The organism is Pseudomonas idahonensis, from assembly GCF_037903935.1.
Taxonomy (GTDB): Bacteria; Pseudomonadota; Gammaproteobacteria; order Pseudomonadales; family Pseudomonadaceae; genus Aquipseudomonas; species Aquipseudomonas danubii.
Genome location: NZ_CP149586.1, coordinates 4,065,090 through 4,089,683, shown reverse-complemented (window position 1 = coordinate 4,089,683; position 24,594 = coordinate 4,065,090). Strand labels below are relative to the sequence as shown.

Sequence of the window (24,594 nt, the reverse complement as noted above, 5' to 3'; positions counted from 1 at the left end):
CTGCATGTCTCGCCGTACCCACCCATTACTCAAGGCCCTGACACTGCTCATGGCCTTGGCGCTGTTGACCGGCTGCGCATCGATGTCGCCGTATTCGACCCTGACCAAGCTGAACCTGAAGCTCAGTGCCAGCGACCGGCTCAACCCCGACCTCAATGGGCGTGCGTCGCCGATCGTGGTGCGGTTGATGGAACTCAAGCATCCCGTCGCGTTCGAGAACGCCGACTTTTTCAGTCTCTACGAGCGCGCCAGGGAGTCCCTGGCACCGGATCTGGTGGCCAGTGAAGAGCTGGAGTTGCGCCCGGGGGAAAGCCTCGAATTCAAGTTGCGGGTCGAGGACGGGAGCCGTTTCGTCGGCGTGCTTGCGGCTTATCGTGATTTGCCGGAAAGCCAGTGGCGTTATGTGGTGCAGCTCACCCCGCAGGAGGTGACCGAGGTTGGCCTGATCCTCGACCAGTCCGGCATCCGCAACAGCAACGATGTGTCCACCCAAGCGGATGACAATTGATGAACGTGCATAAAATCATTTGGCAGGAAGGCATGTTGCTGCGGCCTCAGCATTTCCAGCACAACGATCGTTACTACGATTACCAGATGAAAACCCGTACCCAGCTGCTGGGTAGTTACAGTTGGGGGTTTCTGGCGCTGGAGATCGATCTGCAGTTTCTCAACATGGGCAAGCTGGTGATCAGCCGGGCCTCCGGTATCTTGCCGGACGGCAGCCTGTTCGAGCTGGGGGACGATACCGAGCCACTGGCCCTGGATGTACCGCCCAACACGGGGAGCACGCCGGTCTACCTGGCTTTGCCGCTGGTCACGGGCAACCACATCGAAGCGCGGCGCGCAGAGCAATCCGATGTGCTGGCGCGCTACATCGTCTACGAGGCGGAAATCGCCGACTCCAACGCCGGTGATGATTCCAGCAGCCAGCTCAGCTGTGCCCGTCCGGACTTCCGTCTGCTACTGGGCGAGCAGCAGAGCGGGCAGGCCTATGTGAAGTTGAAAGTCTGTGAAGTGATGGATGCCACCTCCGATGGCGTGATCAGCCTCGATCCGGATTTCGTGCCGACCTTCCTGCACACCCATGCCAGCACCTATCTGCTTTCGTGCCTGAAAGAGATCATCAGCATGCTCAGTCATCGGGGGGACACCATCGCCGAGCGGATTCGCTCCAACGGCAAGGTCGGTGGTGCCGAGGTGGGCGACTTCATGATGCTGCAACTGATCAACCGCACCGAACTGCTGTTGCGCCATTACCTGGATCTTGAACATGTCCATCCGGAGGAGCTCTATCGCTCGCTGCTGGTCATGCTCGGGGAGCTGGCGACTTTCGCCAGTGACAGCAAGCGCCCTCGGCTGGACAGCCGCTATCAGCACAGCGACCAGGGGGCGAGCTTTCGCAAACTGATGGACGCCATTCGCCAGGTACTGTCGATGGTGCTTGAGCAGCACGCCATCGAACTGGTGCTGCAGGCCCGTCAGTACGGGGTGCTGGTGTCGCCGCTGCATGATCACAAGCTGTTGGAGTCGGCGTCGTTCGTGCTTGCGGCCAGTGCCAACTGCGACTCTGAAGAACTGCGTCATCGCTTGCCGTCGCACCTCAAGGTCGGGCCGGTGGAAAGCATTCGGCAACTGGTCAACCTGCATCTGCCGGGGATCAAGGTCCGGCCCCTGCCGGTGGCGCCGCGACAGATCGCATTCCACTCCAACAAGACCTATTTCATCCTCGACCTCAGTCCCGAGGACTTGGCGCAACTGGAGCGTTCGGGCGGTTTCGCCTTCCACGTCTCCGGTGAGTTCGCCGAGCTTGAACTGAAATTCTGGGCCATCAGGAACTGAACGACATGATCAAGGATCTGGAACACCCTCAGGACGATAAAACCGTTTTGCTTGACCGCCTTGGGCATGGCCCGGCGCGCAACCCGCTGACCGACTTCGCCGATCCCCCCCGTTTCGAGCAGTTAGAGGAACGGATGATCTATGCCGCACGCCTGGGCCCTGCGCAATCCTTCAGCGTCAGCCTCAACCCGCTCGTGGCGGCGGCGTCCGACCTGCTGTCGGAAGTGGTTCGCCTCAAGCACAGCGAGGCGGCTGAAGACTTGCGTGCACTCAATACGCGCCTGAGTGCCGGCCTCAGGCAGTTCGACGCGCGAGCCCTGCAGGACGGTGCGCTGAGCAGCCAGGTGATGGCCGCCCGCTATGTGCTGTGCACCGTGGTCGACGAGGCGGTGGTGAGCACCTCTTGGGGCAATGAAAGCCAGTGGTCGCAAATGAGTCTGCTCAGCAGCTTTCACAACGAAACCTTCGGCGGCGAAAAGTTCTTCCAACTGCTGGATCGGCTGTCGAAGAACCCGGTCAAGCATCTGCCGATGCTGGAGCTGATGTACCTGTGCCTGTCGTTGGGGTTCGAGGGCAAGTACCGGGTCATTCCCCGCGGCGTGCTCGAGCTTGAGGGGATTCGCGACGCCTTGTACCGGCAGATCCGCCAGCTGCGTGGCGATGTGCCTCGTGAGCTGTCGCCACATTGGGAAGGGCTCGGCGATCAGCGTCGCAGCCTGGTGCGCATTGTGCCGGGGTGGATGGTTGCGCTGTTCACCGTGGTTTGCCTGCTGGTGATGTACTCGGGGTTTGCCTGGGTGCTGGGCCAGCAGCGCGAAAGCCTGTTGCAGACGTATCAACCGCTTGACCCGGTGGTGGTCCAGCCCCAGCAGTAAGACAGGGACGTGTGATGAAAAACTTCTTCAAGAAAGCCGGCGCCTTGCTGCGTCAGACCTGGGTCTGGACGCTGCTGTTGGTGCTGAGTGTGGCATTGCTGGTGTGGTTCGTCGGGCCGCTACTGGCCGTCAACGACAACAAGTTCTGGGCCAGCGCAACCTCGCGTCTGCTGACCATCAGTGCGTTGTTCCTGATCTGGGGCCTGGCGATGGTCTTTGTCAGTTGGCGCGCCGGTGTCCGCAAGAAAGCCGTCGAAGACAGCGAGGCCGGACAGCAGCGCATGCAGCGCGACGAGTTGATCGACCAGGAGCACAAAGAGCTCCATGAGCGCTTCAAGGACGCGCTGCGCACCCTCAAGACCTCAAGCCTGTACCGCGGTCGCAGCGAGCGTTGGCGCAGTGACCTGCCCTGGTACCTGCTGCTCGGTCCACAAGGCAGCGGCAAGACCAGCCTGCTGGACTTTTCGGGCCTGGAGTTTCCACTCAACAAAATGGGCCGCAAGCTGACCCGCGACACCAGCGGCACCCGTCACTGCGACTGGTACTTCGCCGAACATGGCGTGCTGATCGACACGGCCGGCCGCTACCTGAGCCAAGGCGCCGCCGACGTCGACGCCAGTGCCTGGAACACCTTGCTGGGTCTGTTGCGCAAGCGTCGTCGTGGCCGCCCGCTCAATGGTGTGCTGGTGACGGTTCCGGTAGCGGCACTGCTGAGCGCCGACGAGCAGGAACTGGAGACCCTGGCGCAGCAGGTGCGTATGCGCTTGCAGGATGTTCATCAGAAATTGCATGTCGATGTCCCGGTCTACCTGGTGCTCAGCAAGGCCGACCAACTGGCGGGGTTTGACGAGTTCTTTGATCACATGAGCCGTGAGGAAAGCGATCAGGTACTCGGCGCCAGCTTTGGCAAGGAACAAAGCGGCACCGATGTGGCAGTACTTCGCCAGGAGTTCGAGGAGTTGCTGCGGCGCTTGAACAGCCAGGTGATCATGCGCATGCATCAGGAGCGAGACACCCAGCGGCGTGGGCGCATTCTCGACTTCCCACACCAATTGGGACAGATCGGAGAGCGCTTGTGCCTGTTCGTCGACATGGCATTCACCGGCAACCGCTATCAGCGGCCCAGCCAGCTGCGGGGCTTCTACCTGACCAGTGCGCCGCACCTGATCGAACAGCTCGATCAAGACACGGCCAGTATCGGCGCGACCCTGGGCATGTCGGCTGCCGTCCTGCCGACCCTGCGCGGCGGTCGCTCGCGCTTTATTCATCACTTGTTGAGCCGGGTGATTTTTCCCGAGGCCGATTTGGCCGGCCTGGACCAACGCGAGCGCCGACGCATTCACTGGGGCCAGCGTGCCCTGTACGTGGGCGCCCTGGTGGCCCTGGCGGTGTTTGGCATGCTGTGGGCGGGGAGCTTCTCGGCCAACCATGGGCGCCTGGAGCAACTGCGTTCACTGGCGCAGAGCTGGAGTGAGCAACGCGCGGCCTTGAGTGCGCGGGATGACGCGCAGGCCCTGCTCAAACCCCTCGACACTCGTTATGCGGCCACCCAGGTCTTTGCGCCCGGGGGCGAGGTGCCGCTGCATGAGCGTGTCGGGCTGTATCAAGGCGATGCCAGTCGTCCGGTGCTCTTGCGTGCCTATGAGCGTGAGTTGCAGGAGCAACTGTTGCCAAGGGTTGCGCAGATGCTCGAAGGGCAGGTTCGCGCCAACATGCGCGATCGCGAACGCCTGCTCAACAGCTTGCGCGCGTATCTGATGCTGAACCTGCAGGATCGCCGTGATCCGTCCTTGCTCAAGGACTGGGTGGCGCGAGAATGGTCGAACCGCTACGCCGGCAACAGCGCCTTGCAGAACGGTCTGAATGGACACTTCGAACGCCTGCTCCAATTGCCATTCAGCTATCCGCTCAACGAGGCTCTGGTGAGCCAGGCCCGTCAGGTGTTGCGCAGCGAATCGTTGGCCAACGTGGTCTACCGAGTGCTGCGCGAGCAGGCTCGCAGCTTGCCGCAATACCGTCTGAGCCAGCACCTGGGGCCACAAGGCAATCTGTTTGTCGGCACTGACTATGTGATCCCGGGTTTTTATACCCAGCAGGGTTATCAGCAGTATTTTTCGATCCAGGGCACGGCGCTGGTCACCGATATCCTGCGTGACAACTGGGTGCTGGGCGAAGGTTCGGGAATCAGTGGCATGGATCTGCGTCGGCTGATGGTCGAGCTGGAGCAACTGTACTTTCGCGACTACGCCAACCACTGGAGCGAAGCCCTGGGTCGGGTCAGCCTGCCGCCGTTCAACGATGCTGGCGATGGGGCCGAACAACTGGCCAGTCTGACCGCGGCCAACTCGCCGCTCTTGCAATTGCTGGTGGAGATCCGGGAGAACACCCGCTTCCAGAGCGTGCTGGAGCCTGCCGACGAGACGGCGCAGGCTGGCAAAACCGGGGATGCAGCGCCGGGTGCGCAGGGCGAGGGGCTGGCTGCTGTCGCAGGGAAGGCCCGACAGGCTTTGGCCAAGAGTCTGCCGGATACGGCGAAGAAGGCGCTGCAACGTCGCTTCGAGCCGCTGCACCGGTTGCTGGATGACAACAACGGCCCGGCGGCGGACCTGACCCCAGCGTTGCTGGCAATCAACGACCTGCAGCTGCAGTTGTCCAGCCTGGCGCGGGCCAGCCAGCCTGATCAGGCTGCCTTTGAAATGGCCAAGGCGCGCATGAGCGGCCAGCGCGATGCCCTGAGCAGCCTGCGCAATGCCTCGGTGCGCCTGCCGCGTCCGGTGAGCCTGTGGTTCAACACGCTGGCCGAGGACGCCTGGCGCCTGGTGCTCAATGATTCGTACCAGTACCTCAACCAGCGATACCAGAGCGAGCTGTACAGTTTCTACGGTAAGGCGATCCGCAAGCGCTATCCGTTCAATGCCCATAGCACCAGCGATGTGGCCATCAACGATTTTCGCGAGTTCTTCAAGGCTCAGGGCATCGCCGAGCGCTTCTTCGACACCTACATACGACCTTTCGTCAGTGGTGATCCGGGTAGCTACCGCTTGCGCAGCATCGACGGCCAAAGCCTGCCGATCAACAAGGCGTACCTTGAGCAGATGGTCGCCGCGCAAGTGATTCGCCAGGGATTCTTCGCCGAGAACCCGGCCGAGCCCCAGGTGCAGTTCAGGCTTGAGCCCTACACCCTCGACCCGGCGGTGAGTCGTGCCGAGTTCCGTTTTGGCAACCGGCAACTGGAATACCGGCACGGCCCCATTGTGCCGATGTCCTTCAAGTGGCCCACCGATGCTGAAGAAGGGCGTGCCAGCCTGGTGTTGGACAAGATGGTCGGCCGGCCCATCGGTATCGAGAAGAACACCGGGCCCTGGTCGTTGTTCCGTCTGCTCGACCTGATGCAGACCGAATACCTGACCGGTCGTGATGTGCTGGTACTCAAGGCTGAGCTGGGTGGCTTGCGTGCCAACTATCTGCTGCTGAGCCAGCGCACGCCGAATCCGTTCGACATGGGCGTGCTGCGCTCATTCCGTATGCCGGCGCAGCTCTGATGTCGGTTGCCGGCACCTGGCGCAGCGCCGCACGGACCGACCCGGGCAAGGTGCGGCTGCGCAATGAAGATGCCTTTCTCGATTGCCCGGAGCAGGGGCTCTGGGTGGTCGCCGATGGCATGGGCGGTCACCAGTGCGGAGATGTTGCCAGCCAGCTGATTGTCGCCAGCCTGGCGGAGTTGTCGCTGCATGACAGTTTCGAGGGGCGGCTCAATGACTTGCGCCAATGCCTGCACTGGCTCAACCGGCGCCTTGGCCAGGAGTTGACGGTCAGTGTGGGGCGCCAAGACAGCATTGTTGGCAGCACCGTGGTGGCGCTGTTGCTGCAAGGCAACCGCGCGGCCTGTATCTGGGCGGGCGACAGCCGCTGTTATCTGTGGCGTGGGCAGTGCCTGTATCAACTGTCCAAGGATCACTCGCTGAGGCAGCAATTGGTGGACGAGCAGCGGATGAGCCCGGAGCAGGCCAGTGCTCATCCCGACGCCAATGCCCTGACTCGCGCGGTAGGCGCCAGCGAGCGGTTGGCCCTGGATGTGCTGGAGTTCGAGGTCCATGCGGGCGATGTTTTTCTGCTGTGCAGCGATGGTCTTTACCAAGGACTTACCAGAGATGCCTTGGGCCGGGCGCTGAGCCTTGCGTCGCCACGGATTGCCCTGGAGCGCCTGTTTGAAGGGGCATTGCGCGGCGCAGCCAGAGACAACCTGACGGCCGTGGTGATCCGCCAATGACGGATATGAAGCCCGATATGCAGCGCATCCTGGCCGGTGAGGCTGAGGCCGGCGACCTGACCTATTTCGCCTTCGTCAAACCCCCACCTGCTGCGCCTGCCGTGGCGCGTCCCAGGGGCAAGGGCCGCAGCCGGGCGCGAAAGCGTGGCAAAGCCAAACCTGCGCAAACTGCGCCGTTAGGTGCGTTGCCGCTATTGCTGGCGGGTCGCTATCGTCTTGAACGGCTGCTCGGTGCTGGAGGCATGGGCACGGTTTATCGCGCGCGCGACCTGCTGCATGAACAGTTTGGCGACCCCGACCCCTACATCGCCCTCAAGGTGTTGAGCGAGGAGTTTTCCGAGTCGCCGGATGCGGGCCTGGTGCTGTATAGCGAGTTCGCCCTGACGCGCCGCTTGCGCCACCCGAACATCGTGCGTTTGCACAGCTTTGAAGTGGATGCCCAATGTCACTGTGCGTTCATCACCATGGAGCTGATGCGCGGGCTGACGCTGGACAAGCTGCTCTGCGAGCACCCGACGGGCCTGCCGTGGACAGCCTTGCAGGAGGTGGCCGTGCCGCTGCTTGACGCCCTGGCTTACAGCCACGGGCGCGGCGTGCTGCATGGGGATCTGAAGCCGAGCAACGTGATGCTCGGTGAAGAGGGCGTGCGCCTGTTCGACTTCGGCCTGGGTCAGGCCGAGGCAGGTGTCTTGCCTGGCCTGCCTCACTTGAGCCGCAGTCGCTTCAATGCCTGGACGCCGGGCTACGCTGCCCCCGAATTGCTGGAGGGCGGTGCCTTGTCGGCCGCTGCCGATCTGTATGCCGTTGCTTGCGTGATCTTTGAACTGGCCTCTGGCAAGCATCCCTTCCGAGGCTTGCCGTCGACCCAGGCGCGTGATCAGCGACTGGAGCGCACCCTGCAGGCGCCCAAGCATCTTCCGGGGCATTGCTGGCCCGCCCTGCGAGCGGCGCTGGCCTTCAATGTGGAGGAGCGTAGCGACGGCCTTCAGGCACTGCGTGAGGCGCTGGGCGCGCAACCGTCCTGGATATCGCGCTGGATGTCGCGATGCAGAAGATAGCCCGTGAGTGGGGAGGGTTCCGGTCTTTTTCGTCGGGCTCGGAAGGCCAATGGTTCTCTAAGTGGAGATGTGTGTCATGCGTCAAAGGGATTTGCAGTTCACGTTTTCCGTGCTGACCGCACAGGTGGCGTTCGAGGTCGTCGAGTTCACCCTGGAAGAGGCCTTGTCCGAGCCTTTTCGCCTGACGCTCGAACTGGCCAGCGACAACGGTGCCATCGATTTTGGCCAGATCCTCGACCAGCCGGCCTTGCTGACGATCTGGCAGGGCGGCCTGCAGGTGCGGCATGTCCATGGTTTGGTCAGCAGCTTCACCCAGGGTAAAACCGGGTTTCGCCGCACCCGTTACCGCCTGCTGGTGGAGCCGCAACTGGCACGGCTGGCCCTGAGTTCCGACTGGCGTATTTATCAGCAGAAAACGGTGCCCGAGATCCTCAAGTCGGTGCTCGACGAGCACGGCGTCCTTGATTACCAGCCCTATATCCACACCCCGCATGCGCCGCGTGAATACTGCGTCCAGGCCGGTGATACCGACCTCTATCTGTTCGACCGCCTGTCCACCGAGGAAGGCCTGTTCTATTTCTTCAAACACGATGCCAACGCCCACACCCTGGTCCAGGGTGACAAGTTGTACGTCCAGGAGCGCATCCAGGGCGGGCCGGTGCTGTACACCACCCAACCGGCCGGGGATGCCCCGCAACCGGTGCTGTACGCCTTCAGCTACACGGAAAACGTGCGTACCGCCGAGCAGACGCAGCGCGACTACAGCTTCAAGCGCCCGGCCTTCGACCAGCAGCAGCGAATGCTCGGCGATGACCTTGAGCATCAGGCCCAGCGCTATGAGCGCTACGATTATCCGGGCCGCTACAAGAGCAGCGCCGTCGGCCAACCCTTCACCCAAAACCGCCTGTTGGGCCATCGTCGCGATGCCCGGGTGGCGACGGTGGAAGGGGATGATCCGCGGCTGATTCCGGGGTTTTCCTTCCAACTGACCGGGCACCCGCGGGGTGACTTCAACCGCTGGTGGCGCTCGGTGCGCATCATCCACAAAGGGATTCAGCACGCCAGCCAGCAAGAAGAGGCCGCTGGCGCCGAGATGGGCGTGAGTTACGACTTCCGCGCCCAGATCATTGCCGAGGACTGCGAATGGCGGCCGAGGCCACTGCCCAAACCGGTCATTGATGGCCCGCAGATAGCCACAGTGGTAGGCCCGGAAGGCGAGGAAATCCACACGGACGAATATGGCCGGGTGAAAATTCAGTTCCCCTGGGACCGCGAGGGCAAGCACAACGGCTTCAGTTCCTGCTGGGTGCGGGTTTCACAGAACTGGGCGGGGGCGCAGTGGGGCCATATGGCAATCCCACGCATTGGCCAGGAAGTCATAGTCGATTACCTGGATGGCGACTGTGACCAGCCAATCATCACCGGACGCACCTACAGGGCCAGCCATATGCCGCCCTACCGCCTGCCGGATCACAAGACGCTCAACACCCTCAAGAGCAAGGAACACAAGGGCAGCCGGGCCAACGAACTGCGCATCGATGACACCACCCAGCAGATCAGCGCCGCCTTGATGAGCGACCACGGCAGCAGCGCCTTGCACCTGGGGTACCTGACCCATCCCCGGCCTGAAGGTGGCGCACCCCGTGGCGAAGGCTTTGAACTGCGCACCGACGAGCGCGGCGCCTTGCGCGCGGCCAAGGGGCTGCTGCTCAGTACCGAAGCGCAACTGCAGGCCAATGCCGGGCAGCTGCAGCGTGGCGCGGCCATTCAAGTGCTGGAAGCCGCGCTGCAACTGGCCAAGGGGCTGGGCGACTACGCCGAAGACCACCAAGGCGTCGGGCACGACACCCAACCGCAGCAAACCCTCAGCGAAGCGGTGCACGACTTGGGGCATGGCGCCAACGACGAGTCGCAGCAGAGCAACGGCGGCAACCCGGCCATCGCCCTGAGTGGCCAGGCGGGCATCGCCGCGGTGTCTCCCCAGAGCGTCACCCTGGCGGCGGGCGAGCATATCGACAGCGTCGCCCAGCAGAATCAGCAGCTCACCTCGGGGCAGAAATTCGTGGTCAACGCCGGTAGCGACCTGGGCCTGTTCGCCCAGAGCGGCGAGATGCGCCACATCACCCACCAGGGGCCGATGCTGCTGCAGGCGCAACAGAACAGCATTCGCCTGGAGGCGGATCAGAGTGTGGAAGTCAGCGCGGGCCAGCAGCACGTGCTGGTGTCTGCCAAGGAACACATCACCCTGATGTGCGGCGGGGCCTACCTGACGCTCAAGGGCGGCAATATCGAGTTGGGTATGCCGGGGAATTTCACGGTCAAGGCGGCCAAACATAGTCTGCTGGGCGGGGCCAGTCTTGCGGCGCAGTTGCCGAACTTCAACGTGGGCGATACCCAGCGGCGCTTCAAGCTCAAGCAGATTGATGGTCAGTCGGCCATGCCCAACGTGCCCTACAAGATCACCCTGGCCAATGGTGAAATCGTCGAAGGCGTGACCGATGCGCAAGGCGCAACGCAGCTGCTGCAGAAAGATGCCATGAGTATTGCCAAGGTGAGCATGAAGCGTTCGAGCAAGCCGCTGGTCGCGGCCGCTGCAGCAGTGGGAGCGGCCGCTCTCGTGGCAAAGGTTTTCTCCGAACCTGATAGTGAAAAAGGGCGGGCCCTGACGGAGGGAGAAATCACTCTGGCGAAACGTGTGTTTGGCGACTCTATCGATTACGACAAGGTGCGATTGCGTGATGAGGACTATGTGCCGTGGCAGGGCAAGAACTACGTAATGGCCCCCAACGGGCACATCTACTTTGGGGAGGACTTGCGAGGTGTGGCCGACTGGAGCCTGCTGCCGGCCGATGAGCGGGGCTTGTTCATTCACGAAATGACCCACGTATGGCAACACCAGCACGGCGTCAATGTGCTGTTGGTAGGCGCCTATCAGCAGGCAAAGCAGTTCCTGATAGGAGACCAGTACCAGTATCAGGTGGAGCCTGGGAAGACGCTCAAGGACTACAACATCGAGCAGCAAGGAGACATTGTGCGTGATTACTACCAAGGCCTGGAATCTGGAAACACTCAGGTACTGACAAAGCTCAAGCCTGTATTGGGCAACTTCCCGGCGGGGTATTGAACGATGAAAGGCCTGATGTTTGCTGTGTTCTGTGGGGTTTTGCTGATGCCATGGCCAACATGGGCCGTGTCCAAACGTCCTCCGGAAACTCCAGTGACGATCAATTCCGGTCGTCCAATAGCGGACCTTCGACCTCTGTTGGCGGACACCAACAACCTGGAGATCACCCATGTGTTTCTCTGCCGTCGGACCGCCAGCAAGTGTTACGAAACGCTCTGGGATATTGACCTTCCCGACGGCTGGATTCAGCCGCAAATAGAGTTGTTGGGCGACTACCCCGGTGCTCTGGTCAGAACGCAGAACCGCAAAGCGCTGCAGCCGGGGGGTAGTTACAACCTCAATATTCATTTCAAGGAGCGCGGTCGTTGGCATAAACAAACAGTTTCCAGCACCTTTTTGGAGTTTTGTCTGATAGACGAAGGGGAGGGGGTAAAAGTCCAGGAATCGGCGCTTTGCCTGGCTCGAAGAAATGCCGAAGAGCGGCAATCACTGCCCTGAATCGATGGGGTGTAGCCCGTAATCTGGATGCTTGCTGTTCATGCCTCAATGAGGATAAGCACGATCAAAGATGAGCTGCAGATGAGGGCTGCCGACGTCGGCCAAAGGGGCAACTGAGTCCTTGGCAAAAATCGAATTCACATTGAAAAAACTGCGTCAGGGTACCAAGTCATGAAGTCTGATATATCGCCTTTATTCTTGTTGATCGCCCTGATCGCAACCTCTGTCCAGGCCGTTTCCAGAATGCCGTCAGCGACCCCAGTCTTGATCAGGGATAACCAGCCTGTCGTTGATCTGCGTCCCCTGTTGGCTGAAACCAACAATCTAGAAATTACGCATGTGCTTCTCTGCCGCCTTGGTGCTCAGCGTTGCGATGAAACGATATGGGACATTGCGCTCCCCGCTGGTTGGCAGCAGCCGGATCTCACCTTGTTTGGCAACTACCCGGGAGCAACCGTAAGGGTTCTCAGACATGAGGCTTTACAACCAGGAGGCAGTTACAACCTGTTCATCCATTTCAACGAGCGGAGCCGACTGCACCAGCAGACGGTCGACAACACCGTTACCGAGTTTTGCCTGGAAGAAAAATCTGACGCCTTGCGCGTCCTGACCCGCGCAGACTGTCGGGCTCGAAGGATCGCAGCGCAACATCAAGGAGGACCTGCACGATGAATGACGCCGTACGGATGAGGACCATTTGCACCGCTGAAGCGATCACCCTGCCAGGCGGTGGCGATGTGCACCTGATCGCGCCACCCCCCAAGCCCTGCGTGACCATCGTGGTGCACGGCGTCAACGACCTGGCCGGTTGCTACGAGCGCATCGAGCGCGGCCTGTGCGAGGGGCTCAACGAGCGCCTGGACATGGCGCCGACCCTGCCCAATGGCGTGAGCAATCCGGGCTTTCTGCGTCCGGCCAGCTACAGCTTGCCCGAGGACGATGAGGGCAAGGCCAGCAACCCTGACGCGGTGTACTACCGACGCAAGTTCGCCGCGGCGGCCAATGGCACCGACGCCCGCAGCGTGGTCATTCCGTTCTACTGGGGCTTTCGCGAGGAAGAGAAGCACATCATCAAGGATGCGCCCCACGGCGAGTGGATGGATCGTAACAGAAACCGCCTGGACAAGGCGGGCACCCTGGAGGGTGGGCACTTCGTCAATGCCACCACCAACCTGCCGGACATGTGGGGCAAGGGCTTCAACGGCAAGCTGTTTGGCTTCATCTCCCTGAATCTGCTTGCCGGCGAGCTGACTCACCCATTGTTCTCCGCGCCTGGACGTCGCTACATGGTGCTGGCGGCGATGCGTCTGGCGATGCTGATCAGGATCATCCGCAAGCGCTACCCCAACGACACGGTGAATGTGGTGGGCCACAGCCAAGGCACGCTCATCACGTTATTGGCCCATGCCTTTCTCAATGATGACAAGGTGCGGCCGGCCGACGGCGTGGTGATGATCAACTCGCCCTACAGCCTGCGCGAACCCAACATGGAGAAGCTTCAGGGCTTCGGCGCGCAGCAGACGGCCGAGGCCCGCCTGGCGACGCTTGACGCCATCCTGAAGTTCATTACCGCAGCGCCCAATCCGTACCCGGCCTTGTCGAGCATCGCCCTCAAGAACTGCCAGGGTTATGGCGCTATTGGCGGGCCTGGCTGGAGCGGCGGCAGCGCCTGCGAAACCACGATTGACGCCAAGCGCATTGCCTTCAACGAGCGCGACAACCGAGGCAGTGTCTACCTGTATTTCACTCCACAGGACCAGACCGTTGGCCTGGCCAACGTCCAGGGAATCGGCTGGCAGGGTGTTGACGAGCAGCTGTATGGCAAGCCATTGCGTCGTACCTTGCCGCTGAGTTTCCACCAGCGAATCTTTACCCTGCGCAAGCGCGGTGGCGAAAAGGAACTGATCGGTTTGCACACGCCGCCCCATGCCTACCCATTGCTGCTTCAGGGGGAGGACACCTGGGAAGACACCGGTCTGCCTTGCCTGCAGCGGATGTCCGTGGCCCGCGCCTCCCTTGAGCAAGGGAAGTCGGTGATGCTGACCGCACCGTTATTGCCAGTGCCCGTTGAAACCAACTTTGACGCCGATGGCACAGTGGTCATGCCGGGAGCGGACTCCAACAGCGGTGTCTATCAGATCAAGGACAAACTGGCGCCCATCGACGCCGCGATTGCGATCAGCAATAAAGCCTGGACCCCCGAAAGCACCCGGCACAGCCGGCTGGAGGCGATCGATGAGGCCGTCGCCTTCAAGCACGGACGCGACATTGCCAGCGTTCAAAAGGCCCTCAACGAAGGCAAGGAGATATCTGAAACCACCCACGTGTTTGCCGCCCGAGCGACCGATGACGGCAAGGTGCTGGTGACGCGTTCGGAAACACCCTACGAGGCACGCATGCGCTTGCAAAGTGGCGGCAAGGACAAGGAGCACGAAGAGGCGCTGTCTTTCCACTCGGCCATTCCAAACAACCCTGAACACAGCCGTCGAGTGCTGGCGTATGACGTGGCGATTGGGGCGGGGGAGAGCGTGGATGATGTGACGTTTTATGCGTATTTGTGTCGGGTGGCGGATTGGCGGTTGGATTGGGAAAACACGAAAGCAAAGGGAAGGAGCCAAGTTGACTCGGAGGTTGACCACGACTTTCCAGATGAAGCGGTGGAGATGCTTTATCAGAAAGAGGAAGAGAAAAATCGAGACCTTATCGATGCCACAGCTAGATACCGAACAACTGGCACGCTACCAACCACGGTCGTGAACAACATGCCCTCCTTGGTGTTCTCGCAGACCTTGGCGGAGCGAAAAGCTGGCAAGCCTATTGGCCAGGGAGGCGAAGTAATCTGATGCGCTCGATATTTATCAGTTTGAGTATTGCCAGCCTGCTGCTGGTCAGTTGTTCAACGTTGGCCGGGCAAACTCCATTAACGCTGACCCGCTGTTTTGCCAACCCGGCGACGCCCGTGCTTGCCTACCCTCTAACCAAGAAGACCGCTGATATGTCTGCTGATACTCGCTACCGAGCACCGACTACCTCACCTCGTCTAGAAACCCTGGATGTGCTCAGCATCGGCATAAGCCTGGATGTATTTCGTCAAGGGCAGACCTGGCAGGCTTTGCAAGAGCAGAGTGCGAAGCAAACGGAGTCACTGCACGTAGGCAGTATCTTGCCCATGGATCCAAAGAAGTACCCAGTCACTGCTGATGACAAAGATACGGCCTCTGAAAAACGTGAAGCCGATGCGCTTGAGTTAGGGCTCAGGGACTTTCTGGAGAAATGGCCGATTCCTACCGTCACTGTGGTTCGAGGTTGGAACCCTAAAACACCGAACCTTCGCTTCTCGCCTGAAAGAACTCAGCGCAGCTTGTCTGTCATGGTCAATAACATGCGAACCCCTGCTGGACTACATTGGCATCGTATTCGTAACTTACAGGACGGCATTGTCTGCAACGACACTCCCGAGGGCGTCATGGAGTCCCTGTTCCAACTATTCGAACAGCACCCAGACCTCCCGGCGCTGCTGGTGTACGTCAATGAAGGCTTCAACATGGCGCTGTCATTGACAACGAAAGGCAATAAGCCAATAGGACTTGGAACCGGCCCTCGACAACCTGGGGAGCTCACAGATTCAATGGTCGCCCTAGTCGTCGGCCGCCCCGAACGTGTCGAGTGGCTGCGCTATTACGCTCCCTTCACCAAGGTCAACCAGAACAAGATCGATCCCGAGTTCACCGGTTGGGGCTGGCGTAAACCTGCTTTCGAGTTCCAACCTTCGGAGTTCATCCCGCAACCCTGGACCGAGCGCGCTTTTGAACAATGGGACGCCTTGCCGGTGCTGGCCAGGATTCATCGCCCGGTCACGGTTTCCCTGCAGCGCCCGGACAACGGCGAGCGCCTCAAGCGTGAAGCCTTGACCGCTCAACTGGCCACTGGCTGGAAAAAAGCCACTGATGCCGTTACACCTTCACCGGCCCGGGTGTTCTACGACGGCGGCCTGAACAGCACGCCACTGGCCGAGTTGCTGCCCGCGTTGACGGCTGCCCGCAGCTCGCTGGATTTGCTCGACTCCCGCGAGGGCTACGACCTGACCCAGCGTTTGGGTGATACCGGCGCCGCCTCGCCGTTCGTGGGCATCGCGTTGGCCACCATGGCCAGTTACCAGAATGCCGACACCAGCGTGGTCATGCCTCTGCGTCGCAAGGATCAAGCGACCCTCATCACCATCACCTCGCCGACACCTGGGCAAAAGCCCGTTGGCAACAAATTTGGCATCAACCTGATGCCCCAAACCGCCAGCCATGACGACGGCGCCTCGGTAAAACCCGCGCCGGCTGCTCCTGCCGCATCGCGGATGCCGGTTGTGGAAGAGGACTACACGCTGGAAGAGTTTCTGGCTGAGCTGAGGCCCAAGGACAACTGGATGGATGATCTCTAGCGCTGGCTGATCAAGCTGCGCTGAAGACCCGGGTCAAAGGGAGAGGGCTGTTTCGATGCACCGCATATTGTTGTTGATGGGCTGCCTGTTGTTACTCAGTCACTGGGTTCAAGCCGCTGAACTACCCCTGACTTCTGGTCGTTGCTTTGCCAGTTCGGCCACGCCCGTGACGGCCTATACCCCAGCCAGGAAGGCTTCCACCATGACTGTTGATACTCGTTACCGTGCACCGACTACTTCACCGCGATTGGAAACACTGGATGTGCTCAGCCTCGGCGTGAGTCTGGATGTCTTTCGCCAGGGAGATATCTGGAAAACCTTGCAAGAGCAAAATGTGAGAGAACCGGCGTCTCTGCACGTTGGCAGTATCCTGCCCATGGACCCGAAGAAGTATCCGGTGACAGCTGATGACAAAGATATTGCTTATGCAAAACGCAAAGCGGATGCATTGGAACTGGGACTGCGTAACTTCCCGGAAAAATGGCCGGTGCCCACCATCACAGTGGTCCGTGGTTGGAATTCCAAAACGCTGAACTTGCGCTTGAGACCTGAAAGAACCCAGGAAATGCTTACCAGTATGGTGAACAGTTACCGAACAGATGCGGGCTTACATTGGCATCGCATCCGTAATGTACGGAATGGGGTTGTCTGCAATGACACTCCCGAAGATTTTCTAGAAAGCTTGTTCCAACTCTTTGAGCGTAACCCTGATTTGCCTGCTGTGCTGATCTACAACTTGGAAGGCTTCAATATGGCCTTGGCGTTAACCACGAAAGGCAAAGACAACCAGCCTATAGGTGTAGGAACTGGTCCCCGACAACCTGGTGAACTCACCGACGCCATGGTCGCCCTGGTCGTCGGTCGCCCCGAACGTGTCGAATGGCTGCGCTATTACGCCCCCTTTACCAAGGTCAACAAGAACAAGATCGATCCCGAATTCACCGGTTGGGGCTGGCGTAAACCGGCGGTGGAGTTCCAACCTTCGGAGTTCATCCCACAACCCTGGACCGAGCGCGCTTTTGAACAGTGGGACGCCTTGCCAGTGCTGGCCAGGATTCATCGCCCGGTCACGGTTTCCTTACAGCGCCCGGACAACGGCGAGCGCCTCAAGCGCGAAGCCTTGACCGCTCAACTGGCCACTGGCTGGAAAAAAGCCACTGATGCCGTTACGCCCGCACCGGCCCGGGTGTTCTACGACGGCGGCCTGAACAGCACGCCACTGGCCGAGTTGCTTCCTGCTCTGACGGCTGCCCGCAGCTCCCTGGACCTGCTCGACTCCCGCGAAGGCTACGACCTGACCCAGCGCCTGGGCGATACCGGCGCTGCTTCGCCATTCGTGGGCATCGCGCTGGCGACCATGGCCAGTTACCAGAATGCCGACACCAGCGTGGTCATGCCTCTGCGTCGCAAGGATCAAGCGACCCTTATCACCATCACCTCGCCGACACCCGGGCAAAAGCCCGTTGGCAACAAATTTGGCATCCACCTGATGCCGCAGACCGCCAGCAGTGATGACGGCGCCTCGGTAAAACCTGCGCCGGCTGCTCCTGCCGCATCGCGGATGCCGGTTGTGGAAGAGGATTACACGCTGGAAGAGTTTCTGGCTGAGTTGAGGCCCAAGGACAATTGGATGGATGATCTCTAGCGCTTGCTGATCAAGCTGCGCTGAAGACCCGGGTCAAAGGGAGTGGGCTGTTTCGATGCACCGCATATTGTTGTTGATGGGCTGCCTGTTGTTACTCAATCACGGTGTTCAAGCCGCTGAGCAGCCCCTGACCTCTGGACGTTGCTTTGCCAGTTCGGCCACGCCCATGACGGCCTATACCTCAGTCAGGAAGGCTTCCACCATGACTGTTGACACTCGTTACCGCGCACCCACTACGTCGCCTCGTTTGGAAACCCTGGATGTGCTCAGTATTGGCATAAGTCTGGACGTATTTCGGCAAGGACAAACCTGGCAGGCTTTACAGGAGCAGAGTGCAAGACAGACAGAGGCTCTGCATGTGGCCAGCATTCTGCCCATTGATATAAAGAAGTATCCCCAGACTTCTGATGATAAAAACATGGCATGGAACAAACGCATTGTCGATGCATTGGAACTGGGGCTGCGAGACTTTATGGAGAAATGGCCGATCCCCACCATCACTGTTGTGCGAGATTGGAGCCCTAAAACACCAAACCTGCGTTTCACTCCAGACGAGACCAGAGAGATGTTGACTAGCACAGTGAACGATTACCGTACCGATGCTGGGTTGCATTGGCATCGTATTCGTAATGTGCAGGATGGCATTGTCTGCAATGACACCCCCGAAGGTTTGGTGGAGAGTCTATTCCAGTTGTTTGAGCGTAATCCCGATCTACCGGCTGTTCTGGTTTACAACCTCGATGGCATCAATATGGCTGGCGCTCTATCAAGCAAGGACATTTCCTTAAAATCGCTTGGGGCTGTCGCGGGCCCACGCCAACCTGACAAACTCACCGACGCCATGGTCGCCTTAGTCGTCGGCCGCCCCGAACGTGTCGAGTGGCTGCGCTATTACGCTCCCTTCACCAAGGTCAACAAGAACAAGATCGATCCTGAATTCACCGGTTGGGGCTGGCGTAAACCTGCCGTCGAGTTCCAACCTTCTGAGTTCATCCCGCAACCCTGGACCGAGCGGGCTTTTGAACAGTGGGACGCCTTGCCAGTGCTGGCCAGGATCCATCGTCCGGTCACTGTCTCCCTGCAGCGCCCGGACAACGGCGAGCGCCTCAAGCGCGAAGCCTTGACCGCTCAACTGGCCACTGGCTGGAAAAAAGCCACTGATGCCGTTACGCCCGCACCGGCCCGGGTGTTCTACGACGGCGGCCTGAACAGCACGCCACTGGCCGAGCTGCTTCCTGCTCTGACGGCTGCCCACAGCTCTCTGGACCTGCTCGACTCCCGCGAGGGCTACGACCTGACCCAGCGTTTGGGCGATACCGGCGCCGCATCGCCGTTTGTGGGCATCGCGCTGGCGACCATGGCCAGTTACCAGAATGCCGACACCAGCGTGGTCATGCCTCTGCGCCGCAAGGATCAAGCGACCCTTATCACCATCACCTCGCCGACACCGGGACAGAAGCCTACGGGCAACAAATTTGGCATCAATCTGATGCCCCAAACCGCCAGCAGTGATGACGGTGCCTCGGTAAACCCTGCACCGGTTGCTCCTGCCGCATCGCGGATGCCGGTTGTGGAAGAGGACTACACGCTGGAAGAGTTTTTGGCTGAGCTGAGGCCCAAGGACAATTGGATGGATGACCTTTAAGGTCGCAAAGGAGTGGACATGGACATTATTCGACTTGGGGACAGTACCAGTCATGGCGGTACTGTCATTGAGGCATTCAGCCAAACCGACTTGAACGGTAAACCCATGGCGGGTGTCGGGCACAAGGTTGTGTGCCCGTTGTGCAAAGGGGTTTTTCCTATTGCAGAAGGCAGTGCCCTGTTGGATGTCGGTGGTATTGCAGTGGCCCTTGACGGTATGAAGACCGCGTGTGGCGCCAGCCTGATCGCGAGCGGTCCCAAAGCAAGGGCTGCGCGTTAGCCGGGTAACGGCGGCGAAGTGTTCAAGAGCGCTGGGGGGCTGGCGCTGATCGATGAGCCACGGTCACGGCTTCTCAGGCCGGGCCATAGAGTGCCGTGATGCTTGCCTTTTACTGAGCTGACCGCTCAATGGGTCATGCGTGGTAACGATGCCAGGGATGAGCATTGCGATTGTCGTTCGAAGTCGATCCCGTGATGCTGCAGGCAGGCGTCTTCATAGGCAATCTGGTCATCGTCAGCGATCGAGCAAAGGTAGGCGTCTATAGGTTCGAAGCGGCACGCTGGCGCTATATCAACCGAGAAGAGCGACAGGCTATGAGTCACTGAACAGTGGGCACCCAACTGTTGCAGTGCCTTGATGATGTTGGCTTTGTCCTGTGCATTTTCAGCGAAGACTCTGAGGGTGGAGTGGCCTCCTTGTTGAATGACGACGGTAGTGATCAGCTCGTTGTTTTCCTGTCGCGTATCAATCAGGTCGCCTTTGCTGAGCCCATAAATGTAATAGGGAGTGTTGTCGACGATGTAGGTCGTTTCGCCTTGTTTGATGCCCCAAAGGGATTCGGCAGCGACGGGTGGGTAACCGTCATCGTCCTGTTTCAGGAGGATGGTGATCTTGTGAAAGACTTCTGGGTGATGCTGTTTCATGCCCATGGGCTCCGCCCGCTCGAACGTGTCCGACAGTGGTGATAGCTGATTCGTGCCGAAGAATACCTTATCCAATCGCTCCCTCAGGACAGATTCCAGCGGCTATGTGGGGGGCACTTCAATGGTGCTCCTGAAGAATCCGGGGTCTCGAATCGCAGCGGGGTCCAGCGACTGCGTTGGCCATCACACGGGGCGCACTTGGCGTTTGAATAATCTCGGGAATAATGCTGTGATTGCGCCCGTCGCGCCCCCGGGTGGCCGCGCTTTTTTCAGAGATTCAGTGAAATGGATAGCCAAGCAATGACAACCAGGACGTCGCAGCTGCCTCCCGGCAGCGACAGGCGCGAGCGCCTGGTGGGTATCGCAGCCCATACCGCGCTGGTGTTGGAGACCAACAACCTGCGTGGCGGCAAGGACGCACAGGAGGCCTTGAACAGCCTCAAGCGGCTGATCGCACGCCTTGCCCTGCAGAGTCTGCCACCCCAGAATTTTGCCCAGTGGGTCATCACCCACGATGGCCTCGATCCTGTGGCGCGCCAGGCCCTGTGTGCACTGGCCGGACGGGAACTGGACTTCGTCGAGATCGATACCCTCACCGGTTACTACGATGCCAAGAATGTCGGTTTCGACGCGGTCGACCAGGGGCGCTGCCAGTACGTGGTCTTTGCCGATGCCGATTGCATTCCCTGTAGCCATTGGCTGGAGCAGTTGCTCGTGCCTTTCGCCGAGGACGACGCGCCGTTGGCGGTTGCCGGGCGTACCAGTTATGCGCCCAGCGTCGCCGGCAGTGCCCTGACCGCCATCGACTTCATGTACTTCCCCAGCCCCTTGCGCCACGGCGCCACGCGTAACTTCTACGCCAACAACGTGGCCTTTCGCTGTGACACCTTCGAGCAATATCGCTATGAGCCGCTCGATGGCATCTATCGCGCCCATTGCCAGGTCATGGGCCTGCGCTTGCAAGCGGCGGGGGTGGCGGTGGTCTATGCGCCAGGCGCCCATACCGAGCATCGACTGCCCGACAGCCAGGGCGAAGTGCTCAAGCTGCGCTGGCTCAGGGGCGGTGACAGCGTCGGCCTGACCCCCTATCTGGTCCGCGCCTATATGCCGGGCTGGCTGCAATGGCTTGGGCGCAGCGGTCCGATCGGCCCTCTGTGCGTGATGCTCGGGCGCCTCGGCTACAGCCTGCGGGCCCTCAACCATCAGGACTTGCCGCCCTTGCGCGGGCTCCGACGTCTTGGGGCGATGCTGGTGGTCATCGGCATGTCGTTGCTCGACACCGCCGGCGCTGTGGTGCGTGGCATGGGCATCAGTGTCGGGCGTCGGAGCGCCGGTCACAGTGAAGCCTTGTCGTATCACCGCAACCTGGATTGATCCCCGTCGCGCCGTATCTTCGCACGCAGGCTGCGTGCCCATAGGACTCCCCCATGAAAACACCTTCGCTCGCTTCATTCGGCTACTCCCTGGCGTGCCTGGCACTGCTGGCATTGAGCAGCCAGGCCAATGCCGCGCCTTCCGAGTTCAGTGGTCGCGGGGTGTTTCACTTCGCCTCGGACAGTGGCTGCGCGACCGTCACTCGCAGCGCTGACCTCGACTGCAACCGGATTGCCCTGGATGTGGCGGATGCCCAGGCCAGCGTCGACCCGCAAACCCACGCCATCGTGATTGGCGCTGACGACCATCATGACAGCAAGACGGTGATCGGCGACGTGCTGCTGCACGGCAGTGGCATCGCCGCCGATGGCCAGCGCGTGCCATTGAGCCTGCAGGTGCTGTTGCGGCGTTCGGGCACGAAGTGGAAGTCCGACACCTATGTGCACTCGCCCGTGCGCGGCAAGTTCAGCGACATCGTCCTCGACCCCTATCAGATCAGCGTCCGCGAAGGCGCCGGCGAGCGTGTGCTGTTCACCGCCGAGCAGGCGCGCAAGGTCCTGGCGCAGCCGTCAATCGCCGCGCGAGTGGCCAGTTACTTCGTGGTCGTGCGTCCCAGCGATGCCCAGAACCCGGCGGCCGACGACATCACCATCGGCCTGGGTGTCGGGCGACTGTCCAAGTCAGTGATGCGTGCCAGTTTCACCGCGGCGCAACCGGGCACTGGCGAACTGGATGCGTTGCTGGCAACGGGCACCTGGAACCTTAACCTGCAGGCCCTGAGCGGCCAGATTCCGTTGTGGGTGGTTCAGCGCCAACTGTTCGTGTTCGGCCTTGAGGACAGTCCTCTGCTCAAGGCGGTGCGCCAACGCGGCCTGAACAAGCGCGACACTCTGGAATTGGGCGCGGTCAACGGCAAGGGCTACCTGCGTTACAACGGCCATGAGCAACCCTTTGCCAATGCCGGGGCGTCCGGAACGGCCTTTATGCGTGACAGCTTTATCGGCCTGATCCTGGCCTGGCATCGCAGCCAGCAGGTAGCCACGGTATCCGCCACTGCCCCGCAGCCTGCGCAATGAGTGGGGGTGAAGCAGTCGCCACCGAGGCGGACTTCAGCTGCCTGAGCATGCCTCAGGCCCAGGGCCTGGGGGCGGTGCAGGCGCGCCTGGTGGATCGCATCAAGCGCGCTGCGCTGCGGCGCCTGCACCGTAGCCCCCGCGGAGAGCGCTTGTTGTTGCGCATGTACCTGGCCGGCGAAGACGCCACCGAGCGCACGCTGCTGGAAGACTTGCTCCCCCAGTCGCCGCCCTGGCTTGAGCGCCAGGTGCAACAGCACCTGGCCGATGAGCGTCGCCATGTGACGCTGTTTGCCGACGCTTTGCGCGGCCTGGGCGACGACGGCTCGGTGCGCCTGGAACCGGACTGGCTCAGCCGGCGCAAGATCCGCCGCTGGCAGCGCCTGGCCCATCGCTATGCGGCACATTTCGAGCATGGCCTGCTGGTGCCGGCCTACGCCACCGGGCTCTGTGCCGAGCAGATGGCCCAGCGGGTATTGAGCCGCCACTGTGCGGTGATCGGCACCGGGCATGAGCTGTATCCGTTGCTGTCGCGGGTCCTGACCGACGAGAAGGCCCACGTGCGCTTGTGCGAGAACACCTTGCGCCGCATCGTCGCGCCCCATGAGTCTGTACACCTGGACCTGTTGCTCAAGGACATTCGCGCAGTGGATGCCAGTTTCGGCGTGACCGGTGCCCTGGCCATGTACATCGCCGGTTGGGTCCTGGGCGGTGTGGGCAGCGCGGCCCGATGAGTAAACGGATTCTTTATCTGGCGACCGCCGATGCCCGTGGCCACCTGATGCGCGCGCAGTTGCTGGTGCATGCCCTGCGTGAGGCGGGGGCCCAGGTCGAGGTGCTGACGACCTCGGAGCAGGGGCAGCACTTTCTGCAACGCTTCGGCATCGAGGCCGAGTTGCTGTCCAGGCACTATGCGGTGCAGTTCGACAGCGAGCAGAACATGCTGCGCCAAGCCACCAATCGCAATGTCGCCCATTACCTGTTTCGTCCCGGGCGGATGCTGCGGGACATTCTGCGTCTGGGGCGCAGGTTGCGCAGTGTGGATCTGGTGATCAACGACTCCTTCCATCCGGCGCTGCTGTACATGGGCATGCTGCCGGGATGGCGACGCAAGGTCGTGCACGTGTACGGCGCGAGCCTTAAGGTGGCGCTGCTGAACAATTTCGCGGGCATGTGGCCGCGGCAGTTCGGGCGGTTGTTCGGCTGGATTGTCGACCGCCAGATCAACGCGGCGCGAGCCCGCATCGAGCATGATTTCGCCTATGAAGTGGACGACGCCCAGGCGCCGTTGCTGTATCGCCTGCCGACTCCGGTGGCCCTGGCGGCGGTGATGCCGGAACCTGCGGCCCCCGGGGCTGCGGTGTACCTCAATCCGCATTTCAGCGAGCCCAGCCTGGCCGATGCCTTGGGTGCGGGCCTGGAGGACGCCGGCCTGGACGCGCATCGGGTGGGCGAGGGCTATGCCGGGCGCCATGGCTGGCTCGGGGTCGACCCGCACTGGGCCAGCCGCGCCGCCCAGGCCCGGCTGATAGTGTCAGCGCCGGGCATGGCGGCACTGTCCATCGCTCGGGTCTATCAGCGGCCGATCATCCTGGTGCTCAGCGATCAGCCCGAACAGACCCGCAATGCGGCGCGTGCCGCCCAGCTACAGCTGCTGCATCGGGTGGTGACCTGGCGCGGCGACGCCGCGGATTTTCGCCGCCAGGTGACTGCGGCGGCGCAGCAATTGACCGCAGCGGCGGGGGCCGAGTCGACAGCGGCTGCCGGTCGGGCGCGGGCCCAGGGGCGGATCGACGCCTGGGTCAGCCGCCTGCTCAGCCTGTGAACACGCCGCTGTG

19 protein-coding genes are annotated in these 24,594 nt (G+C 61.1%); 18 read left to right on the top strand and 1 reads right to left on the bottom strand.

Annotation, left to right across the window (positions count from 1 at the left end; all coding sequences use genetic code 11):
- Positions 1 to 4 precede the first annotated feature (4 nt).
- From tssJ to WIN67_RS18460, 14 genes are all read left to right on the top strand, one after another.
- A complete protein-coding gene (gene tssJ / locus WIN67_RS18525; protein WP_102864955.1) occupies positions 5 to 508 on the top strand; it encodes a type VI secretion system lipoprotein TssJ in 504 nt (167 codons plus the stop codon).
- A complete protein-coding gene (gene tssK, locus WIN67_RS18520) occupies positions 508 to 1,839 on the top strand; it encodes a type VI secretion system baseplate subunit TssK (RefSeq protein ID WP_339069820.1) in 1,332 nt (443 codons plus the stop codon). The genes tssJ and tssK overlap by 1 nt, the downstream gene beginning before the upstream one ends.
- Positions 1,840 to 1,844: 5 nt before the next feature.
- On the top strand, positions 1,845 to 2,714 hold the full coding sequence (icmH, locus tag WIN67_RS18515) for a type IVB secretion system protein IcmH/DotU (protein ID WP_102881486.1): 870 nt from the start codon (positions 1,845 to 1,847) through the stop codon (positions 2,712 to 2,714).
- Between the two features lie 14 nt (positions 2,715 to 2,728).
- Complete coding sequence (tssM, locus tag WIN67_RS18510; protein WP_339069819.1) at positions 2,729 to 6,256, top strand: type VI secretion system membrane subunit TssM; 3,528 nt, start codon at positions 2,729 to 2,731, stop codon at positions 6,254 to 6,256.
- Positions 6,256 to 6,984 (top strand): PP2C family protein-serine/threonine phosphatase, encoded by a 729-nt coding sequence (locus tag WIN67_RS18505; protein ID WP_102881484.1) that lies wholly within the window; start codon positions 6,256 to 6,258, stop codon positions 6,982 to 6,984. The genes tssM and WIN67_RS18505 overlap by 1 nt, the downstream gene beginning before the upstream one ends.
- Complete coding sequence (locus tag WIN67_RS18500; protein ID WP_339069818.1) at positions 6,981 to 8,042, top strand: serine/threonine-protein kinase; 1,062 nt, start codon at positions 6,981 to 6,983, stop codon at positions 8,040 to 8,042. The genes WIN67_RS18505 and WIN67_RS18500 overlap by 4 nt, the downstream gene beginning before the upstream one ends.
- Positions 8,043 to 8,118: 76 nt before the next feature.
- Positions 8,119 to 11,166: a type VI secretion system Vgr family protein gene (locus WIN67_RS18495; protein WP_339069817.1), complete on the top strand. Its 3,048-nt coding sequence runs from the start codon at positions 8,119 to 8,121 to the stop codon at positions 11,164 to 11,166.
- Positions 11,167 to 11,169: 3 nt separating this feature from the next.
- A complete protein-coding gene (locus WIN67_RS18490) occupies positions 11,170 to 11,664 on the top strand; it encodes a hypothetical protein (RefSeq protein ID WP_110596511.1) in 495 nt (164 codons plus the stop codon).
- A gap of 171 nt (positions 11,665 to 11,835) precedes the next feature.
- Complete coding sequence (locus WIN67_RS18485; protein ID WP_253086046.1) at positions 11,836 to 12,336, top strand: hypothetical protein; 501 nt, start codon at positions 11,836 to 11,838, stop codon at positions 12,334 to 12,336.
- Entirely contained in the window at positions 12,333 to 14,507 is a 2,175-nt protein-coding gene (locus tag WIN67_RS18480; RefSeq protein ID WP_339069816.1) for a T6SS effector phospholipase Tle3 domain-containing protein, read from the top strand. Before WIN67_RS18485 ends, WIN67_RS18480 begins: the two co-directional genes overlap by 4 nt.
- On the top strand, positions 14,507 to 16,096 hold the full coding sequence (locus WIN67_RS18475; RefSeq protein WP_339069815.1) for a type VI lipase adapter Tla3 domain-containing protein: 1,590 nt from the start codon (positions 14,507 to 14,509) through the stop codon (positions 16,094 to 16,096). The genes WIN67_RS18480 and WIN67_RS18475 overlap by 1 nt, the downstream gene beginning before the upstream one ends.
- 55 nt (positions 16,097 to 16,151) lie before the next feature.
- Positions 16,152 to 17,741, top strand: a complete 1,590-nt coding sequence (locus WIN67_RS18470) for a type VI lipase adapter Tla3 domain-containing protein (protein ID WP_339069814.1) — start codon at positions 16,152 to 16,154, stop codon at positions 17,739 to 17,741.
- 55 nt (positions 17,742 to 17,796) lie between these two features.
- The gene (locus tag WIN67_RS18465) at positions 17,797 to 19,386 is read left to right on the top strand and encodes a type VI lipase adapter Tla3 domain-containing protein (RefSeq protein ID WP_339069813.1); all 1,590 of its coding nucleotides are present in this window, start codon (positions 17,797 to 17,799) and stop codon (positions 19,384 to 19,386) included.
- Positions 19,387 to 19,404: 18 nt separating this feature from the next.
- Positions 19,405 to 19,665 (top strand): PAAR domain-containing protein, encoded by a 261-nt coding sequence (locus tag WIN67_RS18460; protein ID WP_339069812.1) that lies wholly within the window; start codon positions 19,405 to 19,407, stop codon positions 19,663 to 19,665.
- Positions 19,666 to 19,790: 125 nt separating this feature from the next.
- On the opposite strand, the gene WIN67_RS18455 is transcribed toward WIN67_RS18460, so the two are convergent.
- Complete coding sequence (locus WIN67_RS18455; RefSeq protein ID WP_339069811.1) at positions 19,791 to 20,384, bottom strand: DUF4265 domain-containing protein; 594 nt, start codon at positions 20,382 to 20,384, stop codon at positions 19,791 to 19,793.
- A 225-nt stretch (positions 20,385 to 20,609) separates the two neighbouring features.
- Here WIN67_RS18455 and WIN67_RS18450 point away from each other — a divergent pair, with 225 nt between their 5' ends.
- From WIN67_RS18450 to WIN67_RS18435, 4 genes are read left to right on the top strand one after another with little or no spacing between them, the layout of a single operon-like run.
- Positions 20,610 to 21,683: a glycosyltransferase family 2 protein gene (locus WIN67_RS18450; RefSeq protein ID WP_339069810.1), complete on the top strand. Its 1,074-nt coding sequence runs from the start codon at positions 20,610 to 20,612 to the stop codon at positions 21,681 to 21,683.
- A 53-nt stretch (positions 21,684 to 21,736) separates the two neighbouring features.
- On the top strand, positions 21,737 to 22,759 hold the full coding sequence (locus tag WIN67_RS18445) for a hypothetical protein (RefSeq protein ID WP_339069809.1): 1,023 nt from the start codon (positions 21,737 to 21,739) through the stop codon (positions 22,757 to 22,759).
- A complete protein-coding gene (locus tag WIN67_RS18440) occupies positions 22,756 to 23,490 on the top strand; it encodes a hypothetical protein (RefSeq protein WP_339069808.1) in 735 nt (244 codons plus the stop codon). Before WIN67_RS18445 ends, WIN67_RS18440 begins: the two co-directional genes overlap by 4 nt.
- Positions 23,487 to 24,581, top strand: a complete 1,095-nt coding sequence (locus WIN67_RS18435) for a hypothetical protein (RefSeq protein WP_339069807.1) — start codon at positions 23,487 to 23,489, stop codon at positions 24,579 to 24,581. Before WIN67_RS18440 ends, WIN67_RS18435 begins: the two co-directional genes overlap by 4 nt.
- The last annotated feature ends 13 nt before the right edge of the window (positions 24,582 to 24,594 follow it).

Coding starts and splice junctions, on each gene's coding strand:
- tssJ (WP_102864955.1), top strand. CDS start 5: ATGTCTCGCCGTACCCACCCATTACTCAAGGCCCTGACACTGCTCATG.
- tssK (WP_339069820.1), top strand. CDS start 508: ATGAACGTGCATAAAATCATTTGGCAGGAAGGCATGTTGCTGCGGCCT.
- icmH (WP_102881486.1), top strand. CDS start 1,845: ATGATCAAGGATCTGGAACACCCTCAGGACGATAAAACCGTTTTGCTT.
- tssM (WP_339069819.1), top strand. CDS start 2,729: ATGAAAAACTTCTTCAAGAAAGCCGGCGCCTTGCTGCGTCAGACCTGG.
- WIN67_RS18505 (WP_102881484.1), top strand. CDS start 6,256: ATGTCGGTTGCCGGCACCTGGCGCAGCGCCGCACGGACCGACCCGGGC.
- WIN67_RS18500 (WP_339069818.1), top strand. CDS start 6,981: ATGACGGATATGAAGCCCGATATGCAGCGCATCCTGGCCGGTGAGGCT.
- WIN67_RS18495 (WP_339069817.1), top strand. CDS start 8,119: ATGCGTCAAAGGGATTTGCAGTTCACGTTTTCCGTGCTGACCGCACAG.
- WIN67_RS18490 (WP_110596511.1), top strand. CDS start 11,170: ATGAAAGGCCTGATGTTTGCTGTGTTCTGTGGGGTTTTGCTGATGCCA.
- WIN67_RS18485 (WP_253086046.1), top strand. CDS start 11,836: ATGAAGTCTGATATATCGCCTTTATTCTTGTTGATCGCCCTGATCGCA.
- WIN67_RS18480 (WP_339069816.1), top strand. CDS start 12,333: ATGAATGACGCCGTACGGATGAGGACCATTTGCACCGCTGAAGCGATC.
- WIN67_RS18475 (WP_339069815.1), top strand. CDS start 14,507: ATGCGCTCGATATTTATCAGTTTGAGTATTGCCAGCCTGCTGCTGGTC.
- WIN67_RS18470 (WP_339069814.1), top strand. CDS start 16,152: ATGCACCGCATATTGTTGTTGATGGGCTGCCTGTTGTTACTCAGTCAC.
- WIN67_RS18465 (WP_339069813.1), top strand. CDS start 17,797: ATGCACCGCATATTGTTGTTGATGGGCTGCCTGTTGTTACTCAATCAC.
- WIN67_RS18460 (WP_339069812.1), top strand. CDS start 19,405: ATGGACATTATTCGACTTGGGGACAGTACCAGTCATGGCGGTACTGTC.
- WIN67_RS18450 (WP_339069810.1), top strand. CDS start 20,610: ATGACAACCAGGACGTCGCAGCTGCCTCCCGGCAGCGACAGGCGCGAG.
- WIN67_RS18445 (WP_339069809.1), top strand. CDS start 21,737: ATGAAAACACCTTCGCTCGCTTCATTCGGCTACTCCCTGGCGTGCCTG.
- WIN67_RS18440 (WP_339069808.1), top strand. CDS start 22,756: ATGAGTGGGGGTGAAGCAGTCGCCACCGAGGCGGACTTCAGCTGCCTG.
- WIN67_RS18435 (WP_339069807.1), top strand. CDS start 23,487: ATGAGTAAACGGATTCTTTATCTGGCGACCGCCGATGCCCGTGGCCAC.